This is a genomic window from Saprospiraceae bacterium, from assembly GCA_026129545.1.
Taxonomy (GTDB): Bacteria; Bacteroidota; Bacteroidia; order Chitinophagales; family Saprospiraceae; genus M3007.
In genome coordinates this window covers 43,794-64,516 of the sequence record JAHCHX010000005.1, presented here as the reverse complement: position 1 = coordinate 64,516, position 20,723 = coordinate 43,794, and the positions used below count along the sequence as shown (strand labels likewise).

Here is a 20,723-nt window from a genome sequence, read left to right as displayed (position 1 = left end):
TGTGTCGCGCCGTGCTTTTTCCTCACCCGCGATTGTTTCTCTGCAAAAAGTCTCGCACTTTTACCGCCGTTTGGCTACTTTTATATCCAAATTGATAATCCATCGCTCGCCTGCCGCCGGTCGGAGGGACTTCTGAACGCAGCCCTTGACACTTTTAGGGTTTAATCATCGTTTCCAACGCTTTGCCGACCGAAGGCAAGTGCATGACTTTCTGTTGCCTTTTTTCTTGCGAAAAGGCTGAAACCGACCACTTCTCGACCTGAAAGAATCTTGTTATGAGAGATTTGATTGAATTAGCCAATCTGCTCAACAAAACCAAGCTAAAATCCAGTGGCATCCTCGGCATCATCCTTGAACCCGACTCAAAGATGCAACAGCTCTACGATGCCCTCGTGAGCCAAAAAGTGCGTTCCGACGAAGAGGCGCTCGCTTGGCTGTTGGAAGGCGGCGACGATGCTTCCAAACTGCCCAACCTGAAAAACAAACTGAAAGAGCGAATGCTCGACTCGGTCTTTTTACTCGACTTCAAAGAGCCGGGATTCTCCGACAGGCAGCGGGCGTATTTTGAATGCTACAAAAAATGGGCGGCGGCCATGATTTTGGTGATGCGGAACGCGAAAGTGGTCGGATACGATGTCTTGGAGAAATTGTTGCGGCACGCCATCCGATTTGAATTCACCGAACTCACCTGCGACATCTTGCGTGCCTTGCGGATACATTACAGCACCACAGGTGGCGACCTCAAAAAATATGAGAGCATCCGCGAGCAGCTGCATCATTATCAAGAAATTTGGCATTTAGAAAATCGCGTGGAGGACTTCTATACCGAACTGATTATTCGGTATGTGAACAGCAAGGCGACCAAGATGGAAGTGTCGGAACAAGCCAAATTATATTATGGCATCATCAAGCCCGATTTGGAAAAATGCGAATCGTTCAAGCTTCAGCTTTTTGGTCGGCTCATTCAGGTTTTTGCATACAGCAGTGTCAATGACTACGTCACCACCGCTCGACTTTGTGAGGAGGCCGTGCAGTTTTTTGACAAAAAAGAATACGACAGCGGTTTCCCTCTTCAAATTTTCTATTACAACCTGATTACCTGCTATCTGCAACTCCGCGAGTTTGAGAAAGGCCAGCAAATCATTGAGCGATGCCAAGGCTTGGTGGAGCATGGCTCATTCAATTGGTTCAAGCTCCAAGAGCTGTTCTTCCTTTTGGCGATGCACACCGCTCACTATGAAACAGCAGCGCGCATCATGGATAGGGTGATGGGGGATGCGCGGTTCGACAACCAATCATTTCAAATCACAGAAGTCTGGAAAATATATCAAGCATACATTCACTTCCTCATCAAAGTGGGAAAACTATCTGCCGAAAATCTTTCCTCTCCGCGTCACGCCAGATTCAAACTCAGCAAATTCCTGAACGAGACCCCCGTTTTTTCCAAAGACAAGCGCGGCATGAACATACCAATTCTCGTGATACAGATATTGTACGCGCTTGCCGACCGCGAGTATCAACAATGCATCGACCGCATGGAGGGAATCGAGAAATACTGTAGCCGCTATTTGAAGCAAAATGACACGTTCAGAAGCAATTGTTTCATCAAAATGTTGCTTCAAATCCCGATTTACGCCTTCCATCGAGAACGAGTGGCGCGCCAAACCCAGAAGCTGTACAGTATGCTTTGCTCCGTGCCCATGGAAGTAGCCAACCAAACATACGAGATTGAAATAATCCCCTACGAAGCACTTTGGCAGATGACCGTCAACGCGTTGGAGAAAGAGCCAACCCGAACGGAATCGCTTCGGGCAAGGCTACCTTAAATGCTCTTCGTCACTTCAAACGCGGTTTTTTTTAGCCGCCTAACAGGGAACATTGCCTGTTGGGTGGCTTTGTTTTTTGGTGTCAAGCCAAGTTTTGGAGATTTTTCCGTTTCATCAAGTGATTGATAATCAGGCCAAAACTTTCCATCGGCGCGAAAAAAGAAGCCGAAACAACTGGGGGATGAACCCTTGATTTCTGTCCTAAACCGTCCCCTCGCCGTGCGGATACCTTTGGCGTGTTAACTAACTAATTCAGCATCATGGCTACTTGGACTTTACCACTCGGGTGGATTTTATTGTTCCTCACTGGAGAAATGGCTACCTGCCAAGACGGAAACGGGAATATCATTGTGATTGACGTAATGGGAGTGTAGGGCCAAATGTTTTGAGAGAAAGTTCGATTATTTGAGGTCATCTCCTTTCAATTATTCCTCGCACCGCCAATTTTTGGGCATGGCTAAAAGCACAATCTGCTAAAAATCAAGGAGAGCGAGCATGTTCATCTAACAAATCCTAGCAAATCAAGGCATAAATTCAGGACACAATCAGATTATGAATCAAAATACCCAAACCATAAAACTCACGGCGACGCATCCGCTGTTCTCGCCCCAAACGGTCCGCAAGGAGCCGTTGTCCCTGCAATGTGAAGTTATGTTCGGCTCGCCGAGCTCCAATTGCGGCGGCAATGGCATCTGCAAAATAGTCGCAAAAAACCATCAACCGGGTTTGCAAGCCAAGCGAACGAGCTGTAGTCATGCCCACGCCGTGCTTACTGCTTGGAACGACGGCAAAGGCGTTTCCCTGATTTTTCGCCGCGAGTGGCTTTGTGCCAACCTGATGCGGCGGCACCTCCGTCACGGAATCCTCGAAATGCCCGAGCCATGCCCCATCCCGCCAGCCGTCGTCGCCGCGCTTGACCTAAAAGTCAACATGTTGCCAGCAGGACTTCATCTCGTCGAAGATTTGGGCATGCATTTGCGCCTTCACTTCGCTCAAGGAGCATCTTATACCTTGATTCGCAAGGATTTGTCAGATGACTTTGATTGATGTCCCTGATTTTGAACAGATTGCGCTTTTAGCCATACCCAAAACCTAACGGAGCGAAGTATAGTTTCTGCGGGGAATAGGGCTGTCGTCCATTTTCCGCGTCTTCATAATCCTCGTGGTGCAGGGGGCCCCCGCCCGCATATACTCTCCTGAACGCTCGCCTGAGCACGCTTTATTGCGGAAGACACACAAGTGCTTCCATACCTGTTCAGAGTGCACAATGCACTGCTATCGCGCACAAGACGCGCTATTCCGCTTCATGCTGGAATAGCGTTCTTGTTCGTGCGCTTGGCATGGGTGCGCGAAATGCCCCCTCATGCCATTTTGGGCAAAAAGCAGAAAACGGCGGCTTTTCAAGATGTAGCGGTCGGACACTGCAAGTAAACGGCAGCAGACGTGCCGTGCCGACGCTCGCTTCCCATGTTAAGTTTTCTGCGCCCTATTGCTTCTTTATGTAGGCTTGCCGACATTTGTCATGAACTCGCATTTTTTTCTCGTGCGCACGAACGCAGCACCCGCTCGGACAGCCTCGATATTTACTGGCAGTCGCAGTCGGTACGGGCAAGACTCGTGCCCCACACAGCCGTGGCGGTTGAAAAACAGCACCTGATGGACTCGCTCCGCCGGGTCAGGGCCTTGAACGCCCTGCCGACCGTGACGGCGCTCCCGGCCAACAATGTGCTGCAAAGCAATCGCAAGGACGCGCTTCGAATCTATCTGGAAGTGACTGCGGCGGGCGCGGCGCAACTGACCGAAGCCCAGTTTGACGTTGTCTCGCCCATCGCGCAACAATGCCCACTGGCGGGCGGCAGCGCGGTGTGCATGGCCCGCGCGCTGTATCAAATGAAGGAACAAAAGCATTTCGACGACTTTGATTTGTGCGCCATTGCTGACGAGCGTTCCGCAAAAGCAACACCGAAACCCCTTTCTGACAGGGTGCTGCTGTGGCCCAACCCGACCGACGGGCGGCTCCAACTGTTCCTGCCGGGCATGGAAGCGGGGCAGGAAGTGCGCCTGCGCGTCGCCGATATTTCGGGGCGGACGATGCTGGAGCGCAGCCTCGCCACCGCCGACGGCAACCTCGCGCTCGATGCTTCGAGGCTTGCGCCGGGCGTTTATTTCTGTTTGGTCAGTACTGCCGGGCAAACGTTTCAGCCCGTCAAGTTTGTGATTTCGCGCTAAAATTTTCCTCACTCCTGCTCGTGGCATTACCGCGCCACGAGCAGGCTTTTTTGTTTTTGAACATGAAAGTGATATTTTTTGCCATAGTCGGCTTGCTGCTCCCTCTACACCTCTTCTCCCAACTGCACGACAATACCTGGATACTAGGCTACCCAGCACTTGGAGGATATGACCCCACTCTTGGCCACAGCATCCTGACCTTCACCGACGGCAGTTTGCAGATTGATAGCAGTTCAGTGATGAATGATATGGAGTTTCCTCAAAACAACTCAGCCTTTTCTGATGAGAACGGCGAATTGTTTGCATTTTTTAATGGATTGCATATCCGAAACAAGACTTTTGTACAGGATGTGGAAAATGGCGGGGATATGCACGAAGAGATTGATTTCGCTTCCGGGTATTATCTATCCTTTGATTTTCTGGTGCAAGGGTCAGTTTTTTTGCGATATCCCGGTCATGAAGACAGCCTTATATTACTTTATATGAGTAACAGGTATCTTCTAAACAACAACAATTTTGTGACGGACAGAGTATCATTTGATGTTACTGCTGCATTAATTGACATGAAGGGAAATAATGAACTGGGAAAGGTCGTCAATCGAAAGATACCTGTTGTTCATGACACTTTAACATTAGGAAAATTGCACACAGTCCGCCACGCAAATGGGAGAGATTGGTGGGTGTTAGCGTTCCAAAGAAATAGCAGCCTTTATTATCGAATTTTGATAGACCCTAGTGGTATTCATAATTTGGGCTTGTCTGAAGTAGAAAAGATTATTCGAAATGGTGCAGGGAGTAGCGTTTTTAGTCCAGATGGACAAAGATATGCAGCTTATAGCGCATTTTCTTTTGATACGATTGGCTCACATTTAGACATTTTTGATTTTGACAGATGTACTGGTTATCTGACAAATCAAATTCGAATTGAAGGGAAAGGGGACTATGGCGGCGTTGCCATCTCCCCAAATTCCCGCTACCTATACAACAACAAACGCGACACCGCCTTTCAATACGACCTCCATGCCGCCGACATCCCCGCCAGCCGCAAGGTAGTGGCTGTCTATGACGGCTTCACCGATCCCTTCCAGGTCACCTTCTACATGATGCAACTCGCCCCTGACGGCAAAATCTACTCCTCCGCCACCAACGGCACCCGCTACCTGCACGTCATCCACCGCCCCGACGAGGAGGGCATGGACTGCCAATACCAACAGCGCGGCATCCAACTATACAAGTACAACGATTTCTCCGTGCCCAACTTCCCCAACTACCGCCTCGGCCCCTTGGACGGCTCGCCCTGCGACACGCTGGGACTGAACAACCACCCTAAGGCATGGTACCGCTACGAGCAGGACACCCTCGACGCACTCGCCGTGGCGTTCACCGACTTGTCGTACTACGAACCGGCCAGTTGGTCGTGGGACTTTGGCGATGGGTCGGCGGGCAGCACGGAGCGGCACCCGACGCATCAGTTTCCCAAGCCGGACGTGTATCAGGTGCGCCTTACCGTAAGCAATCAATACGGCTCGGACACGCACTGCAAGACGCTGTACCTCGGCGTGTCGGCTACCAGCGACCCGGCACGGCAAACGGCGCAGGTGCTGCTGTGGCCCAACCCGACCGACGGACGGCTCCAACTGTACCTGCCGGGCATGGAAGCGGAGCAGGAAGTGCGCCTGCGCGTCGCCGATATTTCGGGGCGGACGATGCTGGAGCGCAGCCTCGCCACCGCCGACGGCAACCTCGCGCTCGATGCTTCGAGGCTTGCGCCGGGCGTTTATTTCTGTTTGGTCAGTACTGCCGGGCAAACGTTTCAGCCCGTCAAGTTTGTGATTTCGCGCTAAAATTTTCCTCACTCCTGCTCGTGGCATTACCGCGCCACGAGCAGGCTTTTTTGTTTTTGAACATGAAAGCGATATTTTTTGCCATAGTCGGCTTGCTGCTCCCTCTACACCTCTTCTCCCAACTGCACGACAATACCTGGGTGCTGGGCTATCCCGGGTTTGGTGACATTTACGGCCACAGTATCCTGACTTTTTCCGACGGCAGTTTGCAGATTGACAGCAGTTCGGTGATGAAGGACATAGATTTCCCGCAGAACAACTCCGCTTTTTCGCATGAGGACGGCGAGTTGTTTGCGTTTGGTAAAAACTTAGCCAGCCTGAAAGACGATAGGATTTCTATCAAAAGCATGAATCAGGTTCTGGAACACGTTCATTGAATGTTTGCGAAGGGTTGAGGTGAAGGATTGGATGCGCGCATGGTGCTGCGCACCTTTGAAGGTCTGGAAATTGGTGGCCACCTTCTGCTTGGTTTTCAGGCAGCGGATGTCGCGCTCGGCCTGATTGTTGGAAAACGGGACGCCTTCGACAAAGGCAAAGGCAAGCCACCTGTCCTGGTGTTCGAGCAGGCGGTTGAGCAGGTTTCGGCCTTTTGAGTTCTTGGGCTTGCCTCTCTTGCCCTGCTTGGGCGGCGGTTCTTCCCGGTCGGCCAACTGGCAGATATGCCGGAACTCCCGCTCCCAACACTGCCTGTCGGCCACGATGGCGAGCGCTTTTTGGCTGTCACGATAAAGGTCGAGCAGGAACCGGTGCATCTGGGTTGCCCATTTGGAGCCGTTTTCCATCAGGTGGGTCAGTTCGCGCAGCAGGTGGGCGCCGCACAGCGCATGTTGGCACTGCTTGAAGCCGAAATAAGGCTCCCAGCAGTCGTGCACGGCTCGGCTCTGAAAATCCTTGAGCAGCGAACCCTCGCTCTCCAGCGCCTCCCTGCCCCGTTTTTTATGGACGAACAGGTAGGTGAACCACGCGGTGGAGGCGACATGGAACCAGTGGAGTTTTTTCTCCACCCGCATGCCCGTTTCATCAAAATGAACCACATCGGAGGCCAAAACCGCCGTTTTGATTTGTTCCTCAATCGGCTCGAGGGCTTGGCACATGCCAGCGTTGGCCGTCAGGGCGGTGCTTTCGTTGAACGAACAGCCCCACAGGTCGCCCATGAGTTGCTCGATTTTCTCCAGCGGCAGTTTGTAGTCGTTGTTCAACAGGACGCTCAGGGCCTTGATCCGGGAACCGTACTGCACAGGCTGGCCTACCTCGGGCGGAAAACTGCCCCAATGCTGCCTGCCACAACAGACCGCCACGCCCAACTGGTGCTCCGTGACCTCCATGCGGGGTGTGGGAATATCGAACACCTGGCGCTTTTGAACCACCTCAACCACGTCGGCAGGGGAAAAAACCCTCGAGCAGCAGGGGCAGCACGGAGCATGGTGCACCACAACGTGGTCCGCCTTGTCCACCATCTTGAGCGTCTTGCCTTTGTGCCCAAACTGGCCGCCGCTCTTTTTGGGCGGCTCTTTGGGAAGGCCCGGTTTCTTGGACAAACCATCTGACGACGGCGGCTTGTGACTGTTCTTGCTGTTCAACTTCAGGCGCGAACGCAATTCGGCATTCTCCGCCCGAAGGGCGGCGTTCTCGGATTCCAGTGCCTCCACCTTCGCAAGCAAGGCCGTGACCAAATCCTTCAATACCGATATGTCATTCGATAACTCCATCAACCGGATTTGTTCGCTAAAACAGTTTTACATTGAATTGGGTTGTATGCCTAAGTTTTTACAATATTTACACGTTAACCCCCATTACGCAAAACTGCTGTTAGGTGCTGGCGTTCTTTTCAGTCGCTTGTTTGTCAGTATGTTATGGACTTATTCTATGTTATAAATATGTCGAATAACTTATCTGTCGGCTTGTGCATTGGAGTATTTTTTATTTCAGAAGGTAGGGATTTTTTTAAGTTTTTGTCTGTGGTTGGCGACTTGCAAGTTCTTTGACAAAGCTTTGGTTTGTGCTTTGGCTTGTGCGGCTTTGGCAATGTGCTTGCAAGTGTGCGTTGATGTCTTATATTGCTTTGTTAAGTGTCAAAGTAAACGTACTTCCTGCTCCAAATTCACTATCAACAGTAATTCGTCCGCTTTGAGCTTCTATAAATTCTTTGCTTATGGCTAGTCCAAGTCCTGTGCCTTCATTTTTTGTCCCGGGCACTCGAAAGTAACGGTCAAAAATTTTGTCTTTGTACTGTGGTGCTATGCCTTGTCCAGTGTCCCTAACAGAAATTTGAACTTGATTGGATGTCTGCTGAATTGCCAAATAAATAGTTGCGTTGTCGTATGAATATCTGATTGCATTAGAAATTAGATTAGTTAATACCCAAGCTGTTTTTTCGTTGTCGGCCTGAATTTTGGAAATGTTGTCAGGACAATTAATCTCAAAATTTATCTGTTTTTGGTCTGCCTGTGTTTTTGTAGCATTGATGGCATATAATAATATTTCTTTTGGGTCTGATGGTAAAATCGAAAGTTGGATATTACCGCTTTCAACCTGTGTCATGTTTAGCAGTTCTCCTGTTATTCTCAATAGTCGGCTTGCATCATCTTTTATGCTGTCAATGAGATTTTTTTGTTCATCGTTCAGCTTTCCAATTTGTTCGTTTTCCAACAATTGCAAACTCATTTTAATGGAAGAAATAGGGGTTTTTAACTCATGCGAAACAGTTGCAATAAAATTTGTCTTGGCAAAATCTAATTCCTTGTATGTGGTTACATTTCGCAAGAAAATTACATGACCTACTAATCTTGAATTTGCTTCGCCTGTTGGCGTAATTGAGATATGCAAGGTTTCTTTTTCAAAATAGCTTTCTTTATTTTCTGAAAATATTTTGATAGGTTCTTGTTTATGTCCGTTGTCCGTTTCACCAATCATTAGGTCTTGAATAAGAGAACGAATTAAGTCGTTTTTGACAGCCAATTCCTGAGCCAATTTGCCAATCAATTCAGTATGCGTTACCCCCGATATTTTTATAGCTTCTTCATTAGCAAAAATGACTTTTAAGTTTTCATCTAGCCCAATTACAGGATCATGCATATTGTTGATGAGGGCTTCAATTCTTCGCTTTTCCATCATCAATTTTGCCAAGTTACTATTGTTGTATTCTTCTAATTTTTCAGCCATTGTATTGAACGACTTTGCCAATTGTCCAAACTCGCTGTGGCTTTCAAAATGTACCCTTTCGGAATAGTTTTTTGCTGCAATTTGCTTAATACTTTCAGTAAGTTCTTTTATTGGATTGGCAATGTTTGAAGGTAGATTAACCAACAAAACAAAAGCTATTAAAAAGCACATTGTTCCGGTAATGGCTATCCAAAATACTGCCTTATCCGCAGTTGCTTTAGCAACTTCACTTTTTCGCTGTATAGCCTGCATGTTCATATCCATGAGACGAAAAATATCTTTCCTGATGCTGGCTTGAAATGAGCTATCAAATTTGTTTGATTTATATTGTTCAAAGTTGTTTCTGATTTCTGAAGTGGTTTCTTTTTCTCCAATTTCCGTGATGTTTTTCTCCTGATTTTGGAGATTAATGTCAAATTTATGCAATGCTTTTTCTGAACTTTCGTCCAAAGCAAGGAGCATGTTTCGGCTATATTCTAAGGAGTTGTAATTTGCCACTAGAATATTTTCGGTATCGGCTTTCAATTCATTGATGTATTTAGCACCAACGATACTTAGCAGAATTATTAGCAGGAACAAAAGACCTACACCCAAAGTCAGTTTTGTTTTAATACGCATAGTTTCATTTATGTTTAAACCATTAAGAAGTTGAGATTCATTAAGACTTTATTTACCTATTTCCCAAATGGTCTCATTTTTTAGCTTAATATAACTAAATCAATATCGTTTGAAGAAAGTTTTTTAAGAAGTTCATTAAATACGTTTGTTGCCAAAATAATTTTCAACAAATTTAAGTGTGGCTTACCAACGCATATTGTTGTTATTTTTCGTTCGGTTGCTTGTTCAATTATTGCTTTCGAAACTGTGTTGCTTTCTACTTTGATTATTTCTGCTCCCAATTCAGTTGCCAGTTTAAAGTTGTTGATTAAGTGCCGTTGTTTGTCAAGTGGAATTTTGTCGGGACTTTCGTTGGGAGTTTGGACGTATAAAACATACCATTTGCTATGATAGTAATTTGCCAATCGAGCCGTTTTGCGAATTACTGTTTTTGCCGTTTTTTCATTGCTACTTATGCAAGCCAAAAATCGTTCATGTTTTAGCGTATTTGGTTTGGTTACTTCAGTTTCCACCTTTCTTTCAACCTGTGAAGCGACTTCTTTTAATGCAAGTTCTCTAAGTTGTAGAATATGGTCGCTTTTAAAGAAGTTTTGAAGTGCTGTCTCAATTTTTTCGGCTTGGTATATTTTACCTTCCTTCAATCTGGTAATTAATTCATCAGCGGTTAAGTCAATATTTACAACTTCATCTGCCTGAGCCAATACACTATCAGGAACTCTTTCTTTTACTTCGACTCCTGTAATTTCTTTTACTTCTTCATTCAAACTCTCAATGTGTTGAATATTAATTGCTGAGATTACATTGATGCCTGCCGAAAGAATGTCTAAAACATCCTGCCAACGTTTTTCGTTTTTGCTGCCTTCTATATTGGTATGTGCTAACTCGTCAACGATGACCACTTCGGGGCGAAGATTGATAATTGCCTGAACGTCCATTTCTTCCAATTCCTTGCCCTTGTAAAATAGTTTCCTACGGGGGATGATAGGCAGGCCTTCTAAAAGTTCGTGGGTTTCTTTTCTGTTGTGGGTTTCAATAAAACCAATCTTCACATCAATGCCATTTTTGAGCAATGTTCGGGCTTCCTGCAACATGCGGAAAGTTTTGCCTACACCCGCACTCATTCCAATGTAAACTTTAAACTTTCCACGTCTTGACTTTTTAATCAGGTCAAGAAAATGCTGAACAGTTTTATCTTTATCACTCATTTAAAACGAAATTGCTAATGCAGTTGTCAGAAAATAATTTTGAGAACTTTGATTGTCGTTTAAGGTAAATATTTTATCCTTACTTGTAAAGCCCCTGCCTTCAATTCTCCAAACCACATTATTTATAATTTGGTAGTCAAGGTTTAATGAATAGCCGTAGGTTTGAAATCCATTGAGTGTTCCTGTGCTAATAATTACACCATTAGCGTCAGAGTAATATTCACCCCGTGCAGCGATACTAATCTTTTCAGAAGGTGCATATTTCACTATTAAAACAGGCGAATACCAAGTATTGTAGTCGTTACTGTTTTTATTCTTTTGTTGTGCTCCGATGTCAAAGCCAAGTATCATCCCAAATTTTTCAGTTAATTGAAATTGGCCGTAGAAATTATGAAAGTATCGCATTTGCCTTGTGCTGTCCGGAGTGTCGCTACCCACAAATGAACTGCTATTTAATGTAACTTTTGAATTGGGTTTGAATGTAAGTTGATGTCCAAATGCAGGCGTATTGTTGCCGTTTACTCTTTGGATGCGTTGCCAACCGTTCAAAATTAATCCGCTTAAAAACCACTTATCATTGTCGGTGGTGTATGATACTTTAACGCCACTTTCGTAATAGGGCGAGTTATCAGCCAAAATACTTCTTGTTAAATTCCAACAGTCTTTTCCGATTGCACTTTCAAAACCAATATGTGATGCAAATATACCCGCATCTACCCACAAGTTTTTCTTCTTTGATATTTTTATTCCTGCATTAGCTTCAAATATATTTTTCAAAACTCCGGGTTCGGCTGCAAGGTTTGCGTTGGCATAAGTTCCTGCCATCAGAGCCAAATTGGCTCTTACTTTATCGGTTGCATAAGCAGCCTTTATGAAACCTAAATTCAGATTTACTTCATTGTGTCTGTTGTGTGAGTACACAAAACCAGGGCGGTTATGATCTGATGGATTGGCAAAATCATAACTATAATAGGTTTCAATGTAGCCACTTATTGAAATTGGATTTTTTGTGCTGTCGGTTTGTGCAAAACTGTTCAATGCGATAATTGATAGTATTGCTAAAAAGGTCTTTTTCATCTTGTTTATTTTAAATCATCCAATGCAAGGTTCAATTTCAGTACATTGATTTTCTCGGTACCAAATAAGCCAAGCAAGGGTTTTTCTGTTTGTTGTTCAATGATTTGATTGATAGTTGTTTCGCTGATATTGCGAACTTTTGCTATCCGTTTTACTTGCACTTTTGCAGCCTGAACGGAAATATTGGGGTCAATTCCGCTGCCGCTTGCAGTTACTAAATCAGAAGGTATATCATCCTTTTTTATGTCGGGATTGTGTACTAAAAAAGTGTCTATTCGTGCTTGTACTTCATCTAAGTAGTCAGAATTTGATGGCCCTTTATTACTTCCACCTGAACCTGCTGCATTGTATCCTACTGCGGAAGGTCGGGAATTAAAGTATTTGTCGCTGGTAAAACTTTGTCCGACATTTTCATAGAAACCTGATTTGCTTTTCTTAAAAGAACTATTCTCAGGTGCAAGTTTTGAAATGCCAAATACAGCAAGTGTGTAGATGCCACAAAAGAACAATAAACAAACGAGTGTCAAGCGAATGGCTGGTATTAGATTATTTCTCATTGTCTTAATTTTTTAGATGAATAATGAAACTAAAAGGTCAATAGCTTTAATACCGATAAATGGAATGATTACACCACCAAGACCATAAATAAGCAAGTTCCTGCGAAGCAATGCACTTGCACCGATGGGTTTATACTCAACACCTTTCAACGCCAATGGAATAAGCATTGGAATGATGATGGCATTGAAAATTACGGCTGAAAGAATGGCACTTTCGGGGCTATGCAAATTCATAATATTCAACCCTTGCAATGATGGAATAGCGACTATGAAAAGTGCAGGAATGATGGCAAAGTATTTCGCCACATCATTGGCTATACTGAAAGTGGTGAGTGTGCCCCTTGTCATTAAAAGTTGTTTACCGATTTCAACCACTTCAATCAATTTGGTAGGGTCGTTGTCCAAATCCACCATATTACCAGCTTCTTTGGCTGCTTGAGTTCCGCTGTTCATTGCTACGCCCACATCTGCCTGAGCCAGTGCAGGTGCATCATTGGTGCCGTCACCCATCATGGCCACCAAACGCCCTTCTGCCTGTTCTTTTTTGATATAATTCATTTTGTCTTCGGGCTTGGCTTCAGCAATAAAATCATCAACGCCTGCTTTTTCAGCTATAAATTTTGCTGTCAGTGGATTATCACCTGTAACCATCACGGTTTTAATTCCCATTTTTCGCAAACGTTCAAAACGTTCCTGAATACCTGGTTTAATGATGTCTTGCAACTCAATTACCCCAATTACCTTTTCGTTTTCAGAAACTACTAAAGGCGTACCACCATTACTTGAAATGATTTTAACTTGCTCGGCTGTTTCAGCAGGAAAACTATTTCCTGCGTTTTCTGATAGATTTTTGATAGCATCAGAAGCTCCTTTTCTAATTCTTGTATTTTCAAAATCAATTCCGCTGCTTCTCGTCTCGGCTGTAAACTTTATGAAACGTGGATTTTCAATTTTAAAACTCAGCGGATTTACTTTAGCTAATTCGATGATGGATTTTCCTTCGGGTGTTTCATCACTCATCGAACTTAGCACTACACATTTAACAAAGTGCTTTTCATCAATTCCGTTGGCTGGATAAAAATTGGTAGCTTTTCGATTGCCAATTGTAATCGTTCCTGTTTTGTCTAACAGCAAAACATCAATATCACCTGCTGTTTCTACTGCTTTACCACTTTTGGTAATTACATTAGCCCGTAAAGCTCTGTCCATTCCGGCTATGCCAATAGCAGAAAGTAAACCGCCAATAGTTGTGGGAATTAAGCAAACAAATAATGAAATGAAAGCGGCAATGGTGATTGGAGTGTTTGCATAATCTGCAAAAGGTTTTAGCGTAACTGTAACAATAATGAATACCAAAGTAAAACCTGCTAAGAGAATGGTTAATGCAATTTCGTTGGGTGTCTTTTGTCTGCTTGCACCTTCTACCAAAGCAATCATTTTATCCAAAAAACTTTCGCCTTGTTCGGTATTTACTTTTACGGTTATTCTATCGGATAGCACTTTTGTACCACCTGTTACGGAACTTTTATCGCCACCTGCTTCACGAATTACCGGGGCACTTTCTCCTGTAATGGCACTTTCATCAATAGTTGCCAAGCCTTCCACAATTTCTCCATCCATTGGAATGATGTCTCCTGCTTCGCAAACGAATAAATCACCTTTTTTTAGTTGGGATGATGAAACGGTTTCACCACTTTTCAATTTAGCCGGAGTTTCTTCTCTTGTTTTGCGTAAACTGTCTGCTTGTGCTTTTCCCCTTGCTTCGGCTATTGCTTCTGCAAAGTTTGCAAACAACAAAGTGAGCAAAAGCACTAAAAACACAATGAAGTTATAGGCAAAACTGCCTTGCGTTTGTTCTCCAAGCAATATCCAAATACAAACAAAGAACATAACTGCTGTCCCTATTTCAACTGTAAACATTACAGGATTGCGGAACATGATTTTCGGATTTAATTTCACGAACGACTGCTTGAATGCTTCTTGCATTAAGTCTTTTTGAAATAGCGATGTATTTTTTGTCATTTTCTGAATTATTTAATCATTGAGAAATATTCTGCAATCGGGCCTAATGTCAAGGCAGGGAAAAATGCCAATGCAGCAACAATCGCAATTACCGCAAACACCATTAAGCCAAAGGTTGAAGTGTCTGTTTTGAGTGTTCCACTGCTTTCAGGAATGTATTTTTTGCTTGCCAAAATTCCTGCAATGGCAACAGGGCCTATGATAGGCAGGTATCGAGCTAATAACATCACCAAACCACAAGCGATATTCCAAAATGGTGTATTGTCTCCCAATCCTTCAAAACCGCTTCCGTTGTTAGCACTGGCTGAAGTAAATTCATAGAGCATTTCACTAAATCCATGATAGCCTGGATTGTTGAGCCAAGCTGCATACTCAGTTGGATTACCTGCATATAAAAAACTTGAAAGAGCTGTTCCTACTAAAATCAAAAACGGATGCAGCAAGGCAATCACCATAGCAATTTTCATTTCTTTGGCTTCAATTTTCTTACCCAAAAATTCAGGCGTTCTTCCCACCATTAAACCGCTTATGAAGACTGCCAGAATGATGAAAATGTAGAAGTTTAAAAAGCCTACACCCACACCACCATAAAAGCAATTGATCATCATGCCCAACAAGGCGAACATACCGGTTAAAGGAGTCATGCTGTCATGCATAGCGTTTACCGAACCGTTGCTGGTGCAGGTTGTATTGATTGCCCAATAAGCCGAAGCTGCCGAACCAAATCGAACTTCTTTGCCTTCCATGCTTCCCATATTTTGCTGAACACCCATTTGAGTAATAGCCGTATTTCCGTTCATTTCAAAATAGATAGAAGGAATGAGCAGCAATAAAAAACCAAGTGTCATTACTCCGAAAATTGTCCATGCTAATTTTCTTCTTTTCAGCACATAACCCATTGCAAAAACCATTGCCATAGGAATTAGGAAAATCGAAATCGTTTCAACGATATTGGTAAAGTAACTTGGGTTTTCCATCGGATTAGTGGAGTTAGGCCCATAAAATCCTCCACCGTTTGTTCCAAGTTGTTTGATGGCAACAAATGCCGCTACAGGCCCACGGCTAATTTCTTGTTTTTCTCCTTCTAAAGTTGTAATGGTGTCTTTCCCTTCAAAAGTCATGGGTGTACCGTTAAAAGCTAACAGAGAAGCAACCACCAAAGCCAAAGGCAGTAAAATTCTTGTGCAGGCTCTTACAAAGAATGAATAGAAGTTCCCCAAGGTTTCGGAAGTACGTTCTTTCATTGCCATGAAAACAACTGCACAAATGGCAATACCGGTACCTGCACTGATAAATTGCCAAAGCATCAAAATCAATTGTCCTAAATACGATAAGCCTGTTTCGCCTGAATAGTGTTGCAAGTTGGTATTGGTTACAAAGCTCACCGAAGTATTGAATGCTAAATCAGCACTCATAGAAGGATTTGCATCAGGGTTAAGTGGCAACCAACTCATATTGGTAAGCACTAACATGGAGAGAACAAACCAAACAACGTTTATGGTGAGCAATGCTACTAAATGCTGTTTCCAATTCATTTCCTTGGTTGGGTCAATGCCGCTTAACTTGAAAAAGAGTTTGTCAAGCGGATTAAAGATTTTATCGAGCCAAGTATTTTCATAATTGAAAATCTTCCCGATATAACGACCTAATGGGATTGCCAAAGCAACCACAGTCGCATACATTAGGATTACGCCAAGTATTTCTGTGTTCATTTTTCTTTTGTTAAATGTTAAATAAGAATTTGGCTTTGAGATAAACGATGTACAAAAGCGAGATAACAATAAGCCAAGCCGCTATAACTATGAGTACATATTTTACCTTTTGCCATTTCACGATTAAAATTTTTCAGGTTTAAGCAGCACGTAGCACATATAGCCGAATACTGCAATTGCGATGATGAATAATGCTGCCATAGTGTTAGATTTTTTCAAACCAGTTAATGGATTTAAACAATAAGGCATAAATCACAATGCCTGTTCCGATGAGTAATACTGTTGTCATGTTACTTTTTGATTTGCTTAATGCATTTCAACTAACAGTCCAATTTTGGCATGTCGCCCATAAAACGTTGATAATAAACAGATTGGTGTATTTTGGAGGAAAATCAGAAACAAAAAACCCTTTCGTTTTGAAAGGGTCAATCATAGCGTTTTGAAAGGGTTTACTACTCCAACCCGTATTCTGACAATTTCCTGTAAAGCGTTGTTAGGGCTATTCCTAAAAGTTCGGCAGTTTTGGTTTTGTTGCCGTTGGTATAGTTCAATACTTTTTGGATATGCAGTTTTTCGGCACTCGCCAATTCAAATGCAGAAAGCGTTTTGCCTTTTGTACTTGCGTTGTCAGTTTTTTGTAATTCAATTGGTAAATGCTCAACCGTCAGTTCATTATCGCAAAGAATTATACAGCGTTCAATTACATTTTTCAGTTCACGAATATTTCCTTTCCAATAGTGTTGTTTAAGTGCTTCGTAAAAATCAGGTGAAACAGCTTTAATCTTCTTATTGGTTTTGATGGATGAAATATTGATAAAATGATTGGTGATGGCTTCAATGTCAATCACCCTTTCTCTTAGTGGCGGCAAATGAATTTGAAAAGTGGAAATACGATAAAATAAATCTTCCCTGAAATGCCCCTGTTCAATTTCAGATTGTAAGTCTCTGTGAGTAGCCGCAATAATGCGAACATTTATTTTCGTGGGCTTTGTTTCTCCCACACGAATGTACTCACCAGTTTCTAAAACCCTTAAAAGTTTGGCTTGCAATTCCAAAGACATTTCACCGATTTCATCTAAGAAAATCGTTCCGTTGTTTGCTTCTTCAAAAAGTCCTTTTTGGTCTTTGGTGGCTCCGGTAAATGCTCCTGCTTTGTGTCCGAACATTTCGCTTTCCAATAACTCCTTGCTAAAAGCAGAGCAGTTTATCGCCACAAAATTTTGTTTGTTTCTCGGACTTGCTTGATGAATGGCTTGGGCAAATACTTCTTTTCCTGTGCCTGTCTCACCAGTGAGCAGAACTGTTGTATCAGTAACAGCCACTTTTTGAGCTAAGTCAATGGCTTTTTGTATTGTTTTGGACTTTCCGATAATCTTGTCAAAGGAATGTTTGTCGCCAAGTTGCTTTTCAAGTTGTTGTACTCTTTTGGCTAAATCAACCTTTTCTAATGCCCGATAGAGCAAAGGAATAATTTTGTTGTTGTCATCGCCTTTGGTGATGTAGTCAAAAGCTCCGTTTTTGATGGCTTGTACACCGTCAGGAATATTGCCGTAAGCGGTCAGTAGGATGATTTCAGGTATTTGAAATTTGTCTTTGATTTTTTTGGCAAGTTCTACACCGTTGCCGTCAGGCAACTTCACATCGCAAAGCACTACATCAATATCATTCTGCTCCAATTTCTTTAGGGCAGTTTTACAGTCGCCCGCTTGCAGTACTTCAAACCCTTCCAAGCTGATTATTCTTGTCAGCAGGTTTCTAAGTTTTTCTTCGTCATCTATGATTAAAATTCTTCTCAAAATATTCTCGTCCTTTTAATGTACAAAGTTATCATTATTACCGGGTGCGTTGGCAAAAAATGGCTCTTTTGCAAAACTTGGGCTGTGGGTTGGGCTTGTGCGGTTTTGCAAATGTGCCATTTGTGCGGTGGGCTTCAAAAAATAAAAAATGTGCGGTGGGGAAATAAAAAATACAGAAGGGTCGGCTTTGTGTGTCGGTAAAGTTGTCCATCGATGTTTCTTTTTTCAGTCCACCGGTCAAGTCAAATTGTTGTCCTGTCCAACGGTCTTTTTGATGTTGTCAAGGTCTTTTTTACGCTTGCACCTAACGCCCGCTCCGCTTTCGCGGACAGCCGTACGCAGTCCCGAAGGGGCGGCGTACGGCTGTCCGCGAAAGCGGAGCGGGCGTGGGGGGGGCCCCCCCCCCGGGGGGGGGGGGGGGGAAAAAAAAAAAAACGGTTTTCCTTTGCGAAGGCGGGGATTTTTAGCACTAAACTTCATTAGATGCACAATGCTCGAATTTAGCACTTCACTGTCATATAAGCACGAAACCCCCGCTTTTGCAAAACGGCTGTTGTAGGCAGTTTATGAATTGATGTGTACCAATAGCATTTACAATCTCCAATTAAAAGTGCAGTTTAATCCATGCTACAAAGTCGAGCCAAGCTATTGTTTTGGCAACTATAAATCGAAGTTCAAAAACAAAAATGAGCAATATGCCTGACCAAAGAGTAACACGATGAATTTTGCGCATACTCCATAAATCATAAAACACTAATGGAAGCAAGAAAAGATAAGAAGCCCTTGCTGCAAAAGGAATATTGTGGTAAAGTAAATCAACTGGCCAACGAATGAGTCCTGCAAAAACAAGAGCAATATTGGCCATAAGTATAAGTCGCTTATGTACATCAGGAGTGTTTCTCATTCTATATGCCGCTGCTATAAAAGCAGCAAAACCGAGTGACATAGTGATGTTTATCATAAACAACAATTCGTCAACACCTGGGGCAATAGTTCGCTTTAGAGCATCCACACTAGCCATAAGCCCCGTTATAACCATTGCAAGCGTAAATACAAAACCAATGATTCCTAATCTGCGATGAACGTTGACTTTATTTATAGATGTTAGCGAAACCTGGCCAACAAATAGCAGCATCCAAGTGGTGAATACGATTGCATGTATGTGAATAGTTTTATCTGGCAGCGGTGCATTTGTCATGCCTGCTAGATAGTAAGATGAAGCAAAGCCAGTAAAAAATGTAGCAAGCAAAAGCAAAGCCATGACTGAAAAGAAGAAATGATCATAACGTCTTTTGTGTGTCCATGAGTCAGTTTTTGAAAGTATATCCATATAAATTAAAAGCTATCTGTTTTAAATACCGAGTTCGAATTTTTGAAAATCGAACAGGCATCGAAATGGTGTCTTTAAATTGCCTACAACGCCCGCTCCGCTTGGCGAAGTCCAAAAAAATTTCGCGAAGCGAAAAAAATTTTTTTGGATTTTGCCAAGCGGACAGTTGTACGCAGTCCCGAAGGGGCGGCGTACGGCTGTCCGCGAAAGCGGAGCGGGCGTTGCGCCGCAATCCCGAAGGGATTGCGGCGCAACGTTTCGGGGGTTTGCGATGGCGGGGAGTTTTAGCACTAAACTTTGTTCGGAGAACTGAACTTCCACCTTGCACAAAACTGTCTGCGAAGCACGGAACCCCCGCTATCGCAAACCCCTTGTTACCAGCAGTGTTTCTTTCTGTCGTCATTTAGTCAGCTCGTTTTTTGTTATCCATAACGCAATACCTGTCGTGTCCGAATGGTCTCTATACCTAATGATGTCGCCCAAATATTTGCTGTTTGATGTTTCTCTTTTTTTAATTACTGCAAACTTAAAAAAGTCGTCTTCGTGTCTGCCCAATGATACGTTTCCAAAAAATACGGTGTCGTTTTTAAAAGAGTAGTTTCCTGTTGTCTGTGTAACTCCAAAGCAAACATTTGTTTCGGTAAATGTGTTGTTTGTTTTAAGTTTTAAAGTTGTCATGCAGTTTGCAGCACCTTCTCTCTGTGCAATGAGTAAGTTGTCTCCCTCAAAGGTCGCAAAGTTTATTAGTCCGCTTGGAAACAGAAATGATGTCGCAAGAACAAAAGTCATTGTCCCGATAAGCACTAAGCGTTGCTTGTCATCAAACTTCTCTTTTAGGGCAACAAAAAACTGTATTAGAAGCAATACCGATAAAGTCAAAAAGTAGCCAATGAGAATGAAAAAAGTCGGGAATGCAAATAGTCCAAGTCGTGCCTCCCAAAAGTAAGATGTGTTTACTGTCAGGAAGAAAACTATGGTCGCTATAAGTAGTCCTTTTCTTTTCATTGCCAAGCGTTGCCAGTCGTGTTAGGTGATTGTCTGTCCGTAATAATTTTTTCTATAAAAGTCAGCGAAGGACTGTCCACCGACAAAAGTTGATACGAAGCACAAACCTTTGAGCTTGTGTCAAAGTCAAGTCGAAGTCGAGTAGTGGACAGTCCACCGATGACTTTACAAATTTTCGTGATTGTGTGGTCGTCTAACATTGCTGGTAACGCCCGCTCCGCTTGGCGAAGTCCAAAAAAATTTCGCGAAGCGAAAAAAATTTTTTTGGATTTTGCCAAGCGGACAGTTGTACGCAGTCCCGAAGGGGCGGCGTACGGCTGTCCGCGAAAGCGGAGCGGGC

At 43.6% G+C, this 20,723-nt stretch carries 16 protein-coding genes; 5 read left to right on the top strand and 11 right to left on the bottom strand.

Going from position 1 to position 20,723, the window contains the following annotated elements; all coding sequences use genetic code 11:
* The first annotated feature begins 275 nt into the window (after positions 1 to 275).
* From KIS77_21600 to KIS77_21580, 5 genes are all read left to right on the top strand, one after another.
* Positions 276 to 1,826: a hypothetical protein gene (locus tag KIS77_21600; protein ID MCW5924930.1), complete on the top strand. Its 1,551-nt coding sequence runs from the start codon at positions 276 to 278 to the stop codon at positions 1,824 to 1,826.
* 552 nt (positions 1,827 to 2,378) lie between these two features.
* A complete protein-coding gene (locus tag KIS77_21595; protein MCW5924929.1) occupies positions 2,379 to 2,873 on the top strand; it encodes a hypothetical protein in 495 nt (164 codons plus the stop codon).
* A 420-nt stretch (positions 2,874 to 3,293) separates the two neighbouring features.
* Positions 3,294 to 4,055 carry a T9SS type A sorting domain-containing protein gene (locus tag KIS77_21590; GenBank protein MCW5924928.1) on the top strand — a complete coding sequence of 254 codons (762 nt, stop codon included), beginning with the start codon at positions 3,294 to 3,296 and terminating at the stop codon, positions 4,053 to 4,055.
* A gap of 62 nt (positions 4,056 to 4,117) precedes the next feature.
* Positions 4,118 to 5,899, top strand: a complete 1,782-nt coding sequence (locus KIS77_21585) for a PKD domain-containing protein (GenBank protein MCW5924927.1) — start codon at positions 4,118 to 4,120, stop codon at positions 5,897 to 5,899.
* A gap of 62 nt (positions 5,900 to 5,961) precedes the next feature.
* Entirely contained in the window at positions 5,962 to 6,276 is a 315-nt protein-coding gene (locus KIS77_21580; GenBank protein MCW5924926.1) for a hypothetical protein, read from the top strand.
* On the opposite strand, the gene KIS77_21575 is transcribed toward KIS77_21580, so the two are convergent.
* From KIS77_21575 to KIS77_21525, 11 genes are all read right to left on the bottom strand, one after another.
* Positions 6,208 to 7,608, bottom strand: a complete 1,401-nt coding sequence (locus tag KIS77_21575) for an IS66 family transposase (protein ID MCW5924925.1) — start codon at positions 7,606 to 7,608, stop codon at positions 6,208 to 6,210. The genes KIS77_21580 and KIS77_21575 overlap by 69 nt on opposite strands.
* 343 nt (positions 7,609 to 7,951) lie before the next feature.
* On the bottom strand, positions 7,952 to 9,679 hold the full coding sequence (locus KIS77_21570) for a HAMP domain-containing protein (protein MCW5924924.1): 1,728 nt from the start codon (positions 9,677 to 9,679) through the stop codon (positions 7,952 to 7,954).
* Between the two features lie 80 nt (positions 9,680 to 9,759).
* Positions 9,760 to 10,884 carry a universal stress protein gene (locus tag KIS77_21565; protein MCW5924923.1) on the bottom strand — a complete coding sequence of 375 codons (1,125 nt, stop codon included), beginning with the start codon at positions 10,882 to 10,884 and terminating at the stop codon, positions 9,760 to 9,762.
* Positions 10,885 to 11,961: a porin gene (locus tag KIS77_21560; protein MCW5924922.1), complete on the bottom strand. Its 1,077-nt coding sequence runs from the start codon at positions 11,959 to 11,961 to the stop codon at positions 10,885 to 10,887.
* 5 nt (positions 11,962 to 11,966) lie between these two features.
* Positions 11,967 to 12,518 (bottom strand): K(+)-transporting ATPase subunit C, encoded by a 552-nt coding sequence (locus tag KIS77_21555; protein ID MCW5924921.1) that lies wholly within the window; start codon positions 12,516 to 12,518, stop codon positions 11,967 to 11,969.
* 12 nt (positions 12,519 to 12,530) lie between these two features.
* Positions 12,531 to 14,540, bottom strand: a complete 2,010-nt coding sequence (gene kdpB, locus KIS77_21550; protein MCW5924920.1) for a potassium-transporting ATPase subunit KdpB — start codon at positions 14,538 to 14,540, stop codon at positions 12,531 to 12,533.
* A gap of 8 nt (positions 14,541 to 14,548) precedes the next feature.
* The gene (kdpA, locus tag KIS77_21545; GenBank protein MCW5924919.1) at positions 14,549 to 16,252 is read right to left on the bottom strand and encodes a potassium-transporting ATPase subunit KdpA; all 1,704 of its coding nucleotides are present in this window, start codon (positions 16,250 to 16,252) and stop codon (positions 14,549 to 14,551) included.
* Between the two features lie 123 nt (positions 16,253 to 16,375).
* Positions 16,376 to 16,453 carry a K(+)-transporting ATPase subunit F gene (kdpF, locus tag KIS77_21540; protein MCW5924918.1) on the bottom strand — a complete coding sequence of 26 codons (78 nt, stop codon included), beginning with the start codon at positions 16,451 to 16,453 and terminating at the stop codon, positions 16,376 to 16,378.
* Between the two features lie 251 nt (positions 16,454 to 16,704).
* A complete protein-coding gene (locus KIS77_21535) occupies positions 16,705 to 18,051 on the bottom strand; it encodes a sigma-54-dependent Fis family transcriptional regulator (GenBank protein MCW5924917.1) in 1,347 nt (448 codons plus the stop codon).
* Positions 18,052 to 18,652: 601 nt separating this feature from the next.
* Complete coding sequence (locus tag KIS77_21530; GenBank protein ID MCW5924916.1) at positions 18,653 to 19,378, bottom strand: hypothetical protein; 726 nt, start codon at positions 19,376 to 19,378, stop codon at positions 18,653 to 18,655.
* Between the two features lie 399 nt (positions 19,379 to 19,777).
* Positions 19,778 to 20,383 carry a hypothetical protein gene (locus tag KIS77_21525; GenBank protein ID MCW5924915.1) on the bottom strand — a complete coding sequence of 202 codons (606 nt, stop codon included), beginning with the start codon at positions 20,381 to 20,383 and terminating at the stop codon, positions 19,778 to 19,780.
* Positions 20,384 to 20,723 lie beyond the last annotated feature (340 nt).

Bases quoted from the DNA above. Each gene is read 5' to 3' on its own strand.
- KIS77_21570 (MCW5924924.1), bottom strand. From the start codon at position 9,679: ATGCGTATTAAAACAAAACTGACTTTGGGTGTAGGTCTTTTGTTCCTG.
- kdpF (MCW5924918.1), bottom strand. From the start codon at position 16,453: ATGGCAGCATTATTCATCATCGCAATTGCAGTATTCGGCTATATGTGC.
- kdpA (MCW5924919.1), bottom strand. From the start codon at position 16,252: ATGAACACAGAAATACTTGGCGTAATCCTAATGTATGCGACTGTGGTT.
- KIS77_21590 (MCW5924928.1), top strand. From the start codon at position 3,294: ATGTTAAGTTTTCTGCGCCCTATTGCTTCTTTATGTAGGCTTGCCGAC.
- KIS77_21565 (MCW5924923.1), bottom strand. From the start codon at position 10,884: ATGAGTGATAAAGATAAAACTGTTCAGCATTTTCTTGACCTGATTAAA.
- KIS77_21595 (MCW5924929.1), top strand. From the start codon at position 2,379: ATGAATCAAAATACCCAAACCATAAAACTCACGGCGACGCATCCGCTG.
- KIS77_21525 (MCW5924915.1), bottom strand. From the start codon at position 20,383: ATGAAAAGAAAAGGACTACTTATAGCGACCATAGTTTTCTTCCTGACA.
- kdpB (MCW5924920.1), bottom strand. From the start codon at position 14,540: ATGACAAAAAATACATCGCTATTTCAAAAAGACTTAATGCAAGAAGCA.
- KIS77_21530 (MCW5924916.1), bottom strand. From the start codon at position 19,378: ATGGATATACTTTCAAAAACTGACTCATGGACACACAAAAGACGTTAT.
- KIS77_21575 (MCW5924925.1), bottom strand. From the start codon at position 7,608: ATGGAGTTATCGAATGACATATCGGTATTGAAGGATTTGGTCACGGCC.
- KIS77_21560 (MCW5924922.1), bottom strand. From the start codon at position 11,961: ATGAAAAAGACCTTTTTAGCAATACTATCAATTATCGCATTGAACAGT.
- KIS77_21580 (MCW5924926.1), top strand. From the start codon at position 5,962: ATGAAAGCGATATTTTTTGCCATAGTCGGCTTGCTGCTCCCTCTACAC.
- KIS77_21585 (MCW5924927.1), top strand. From the start codon at position 4,118: ATGAAAGTGATATTTTTTGCCATAGTCGGCTTGCTGCTCCCTCTACAC.
- KIS77_21555 (MCW5924921.1), bottom strand. From the start codon at position 12,518: ATGAGAAATAATCTAATACCAGCCATTCGCTTGACACTCGTTTGTTTA.
- KIS77_21600 (MCW5924930.1), top strand. From the start codon at position 276: ATGAGAGATTTGATTGAATTAGCCAATCTGCTCAACAAAACCAAGCTA.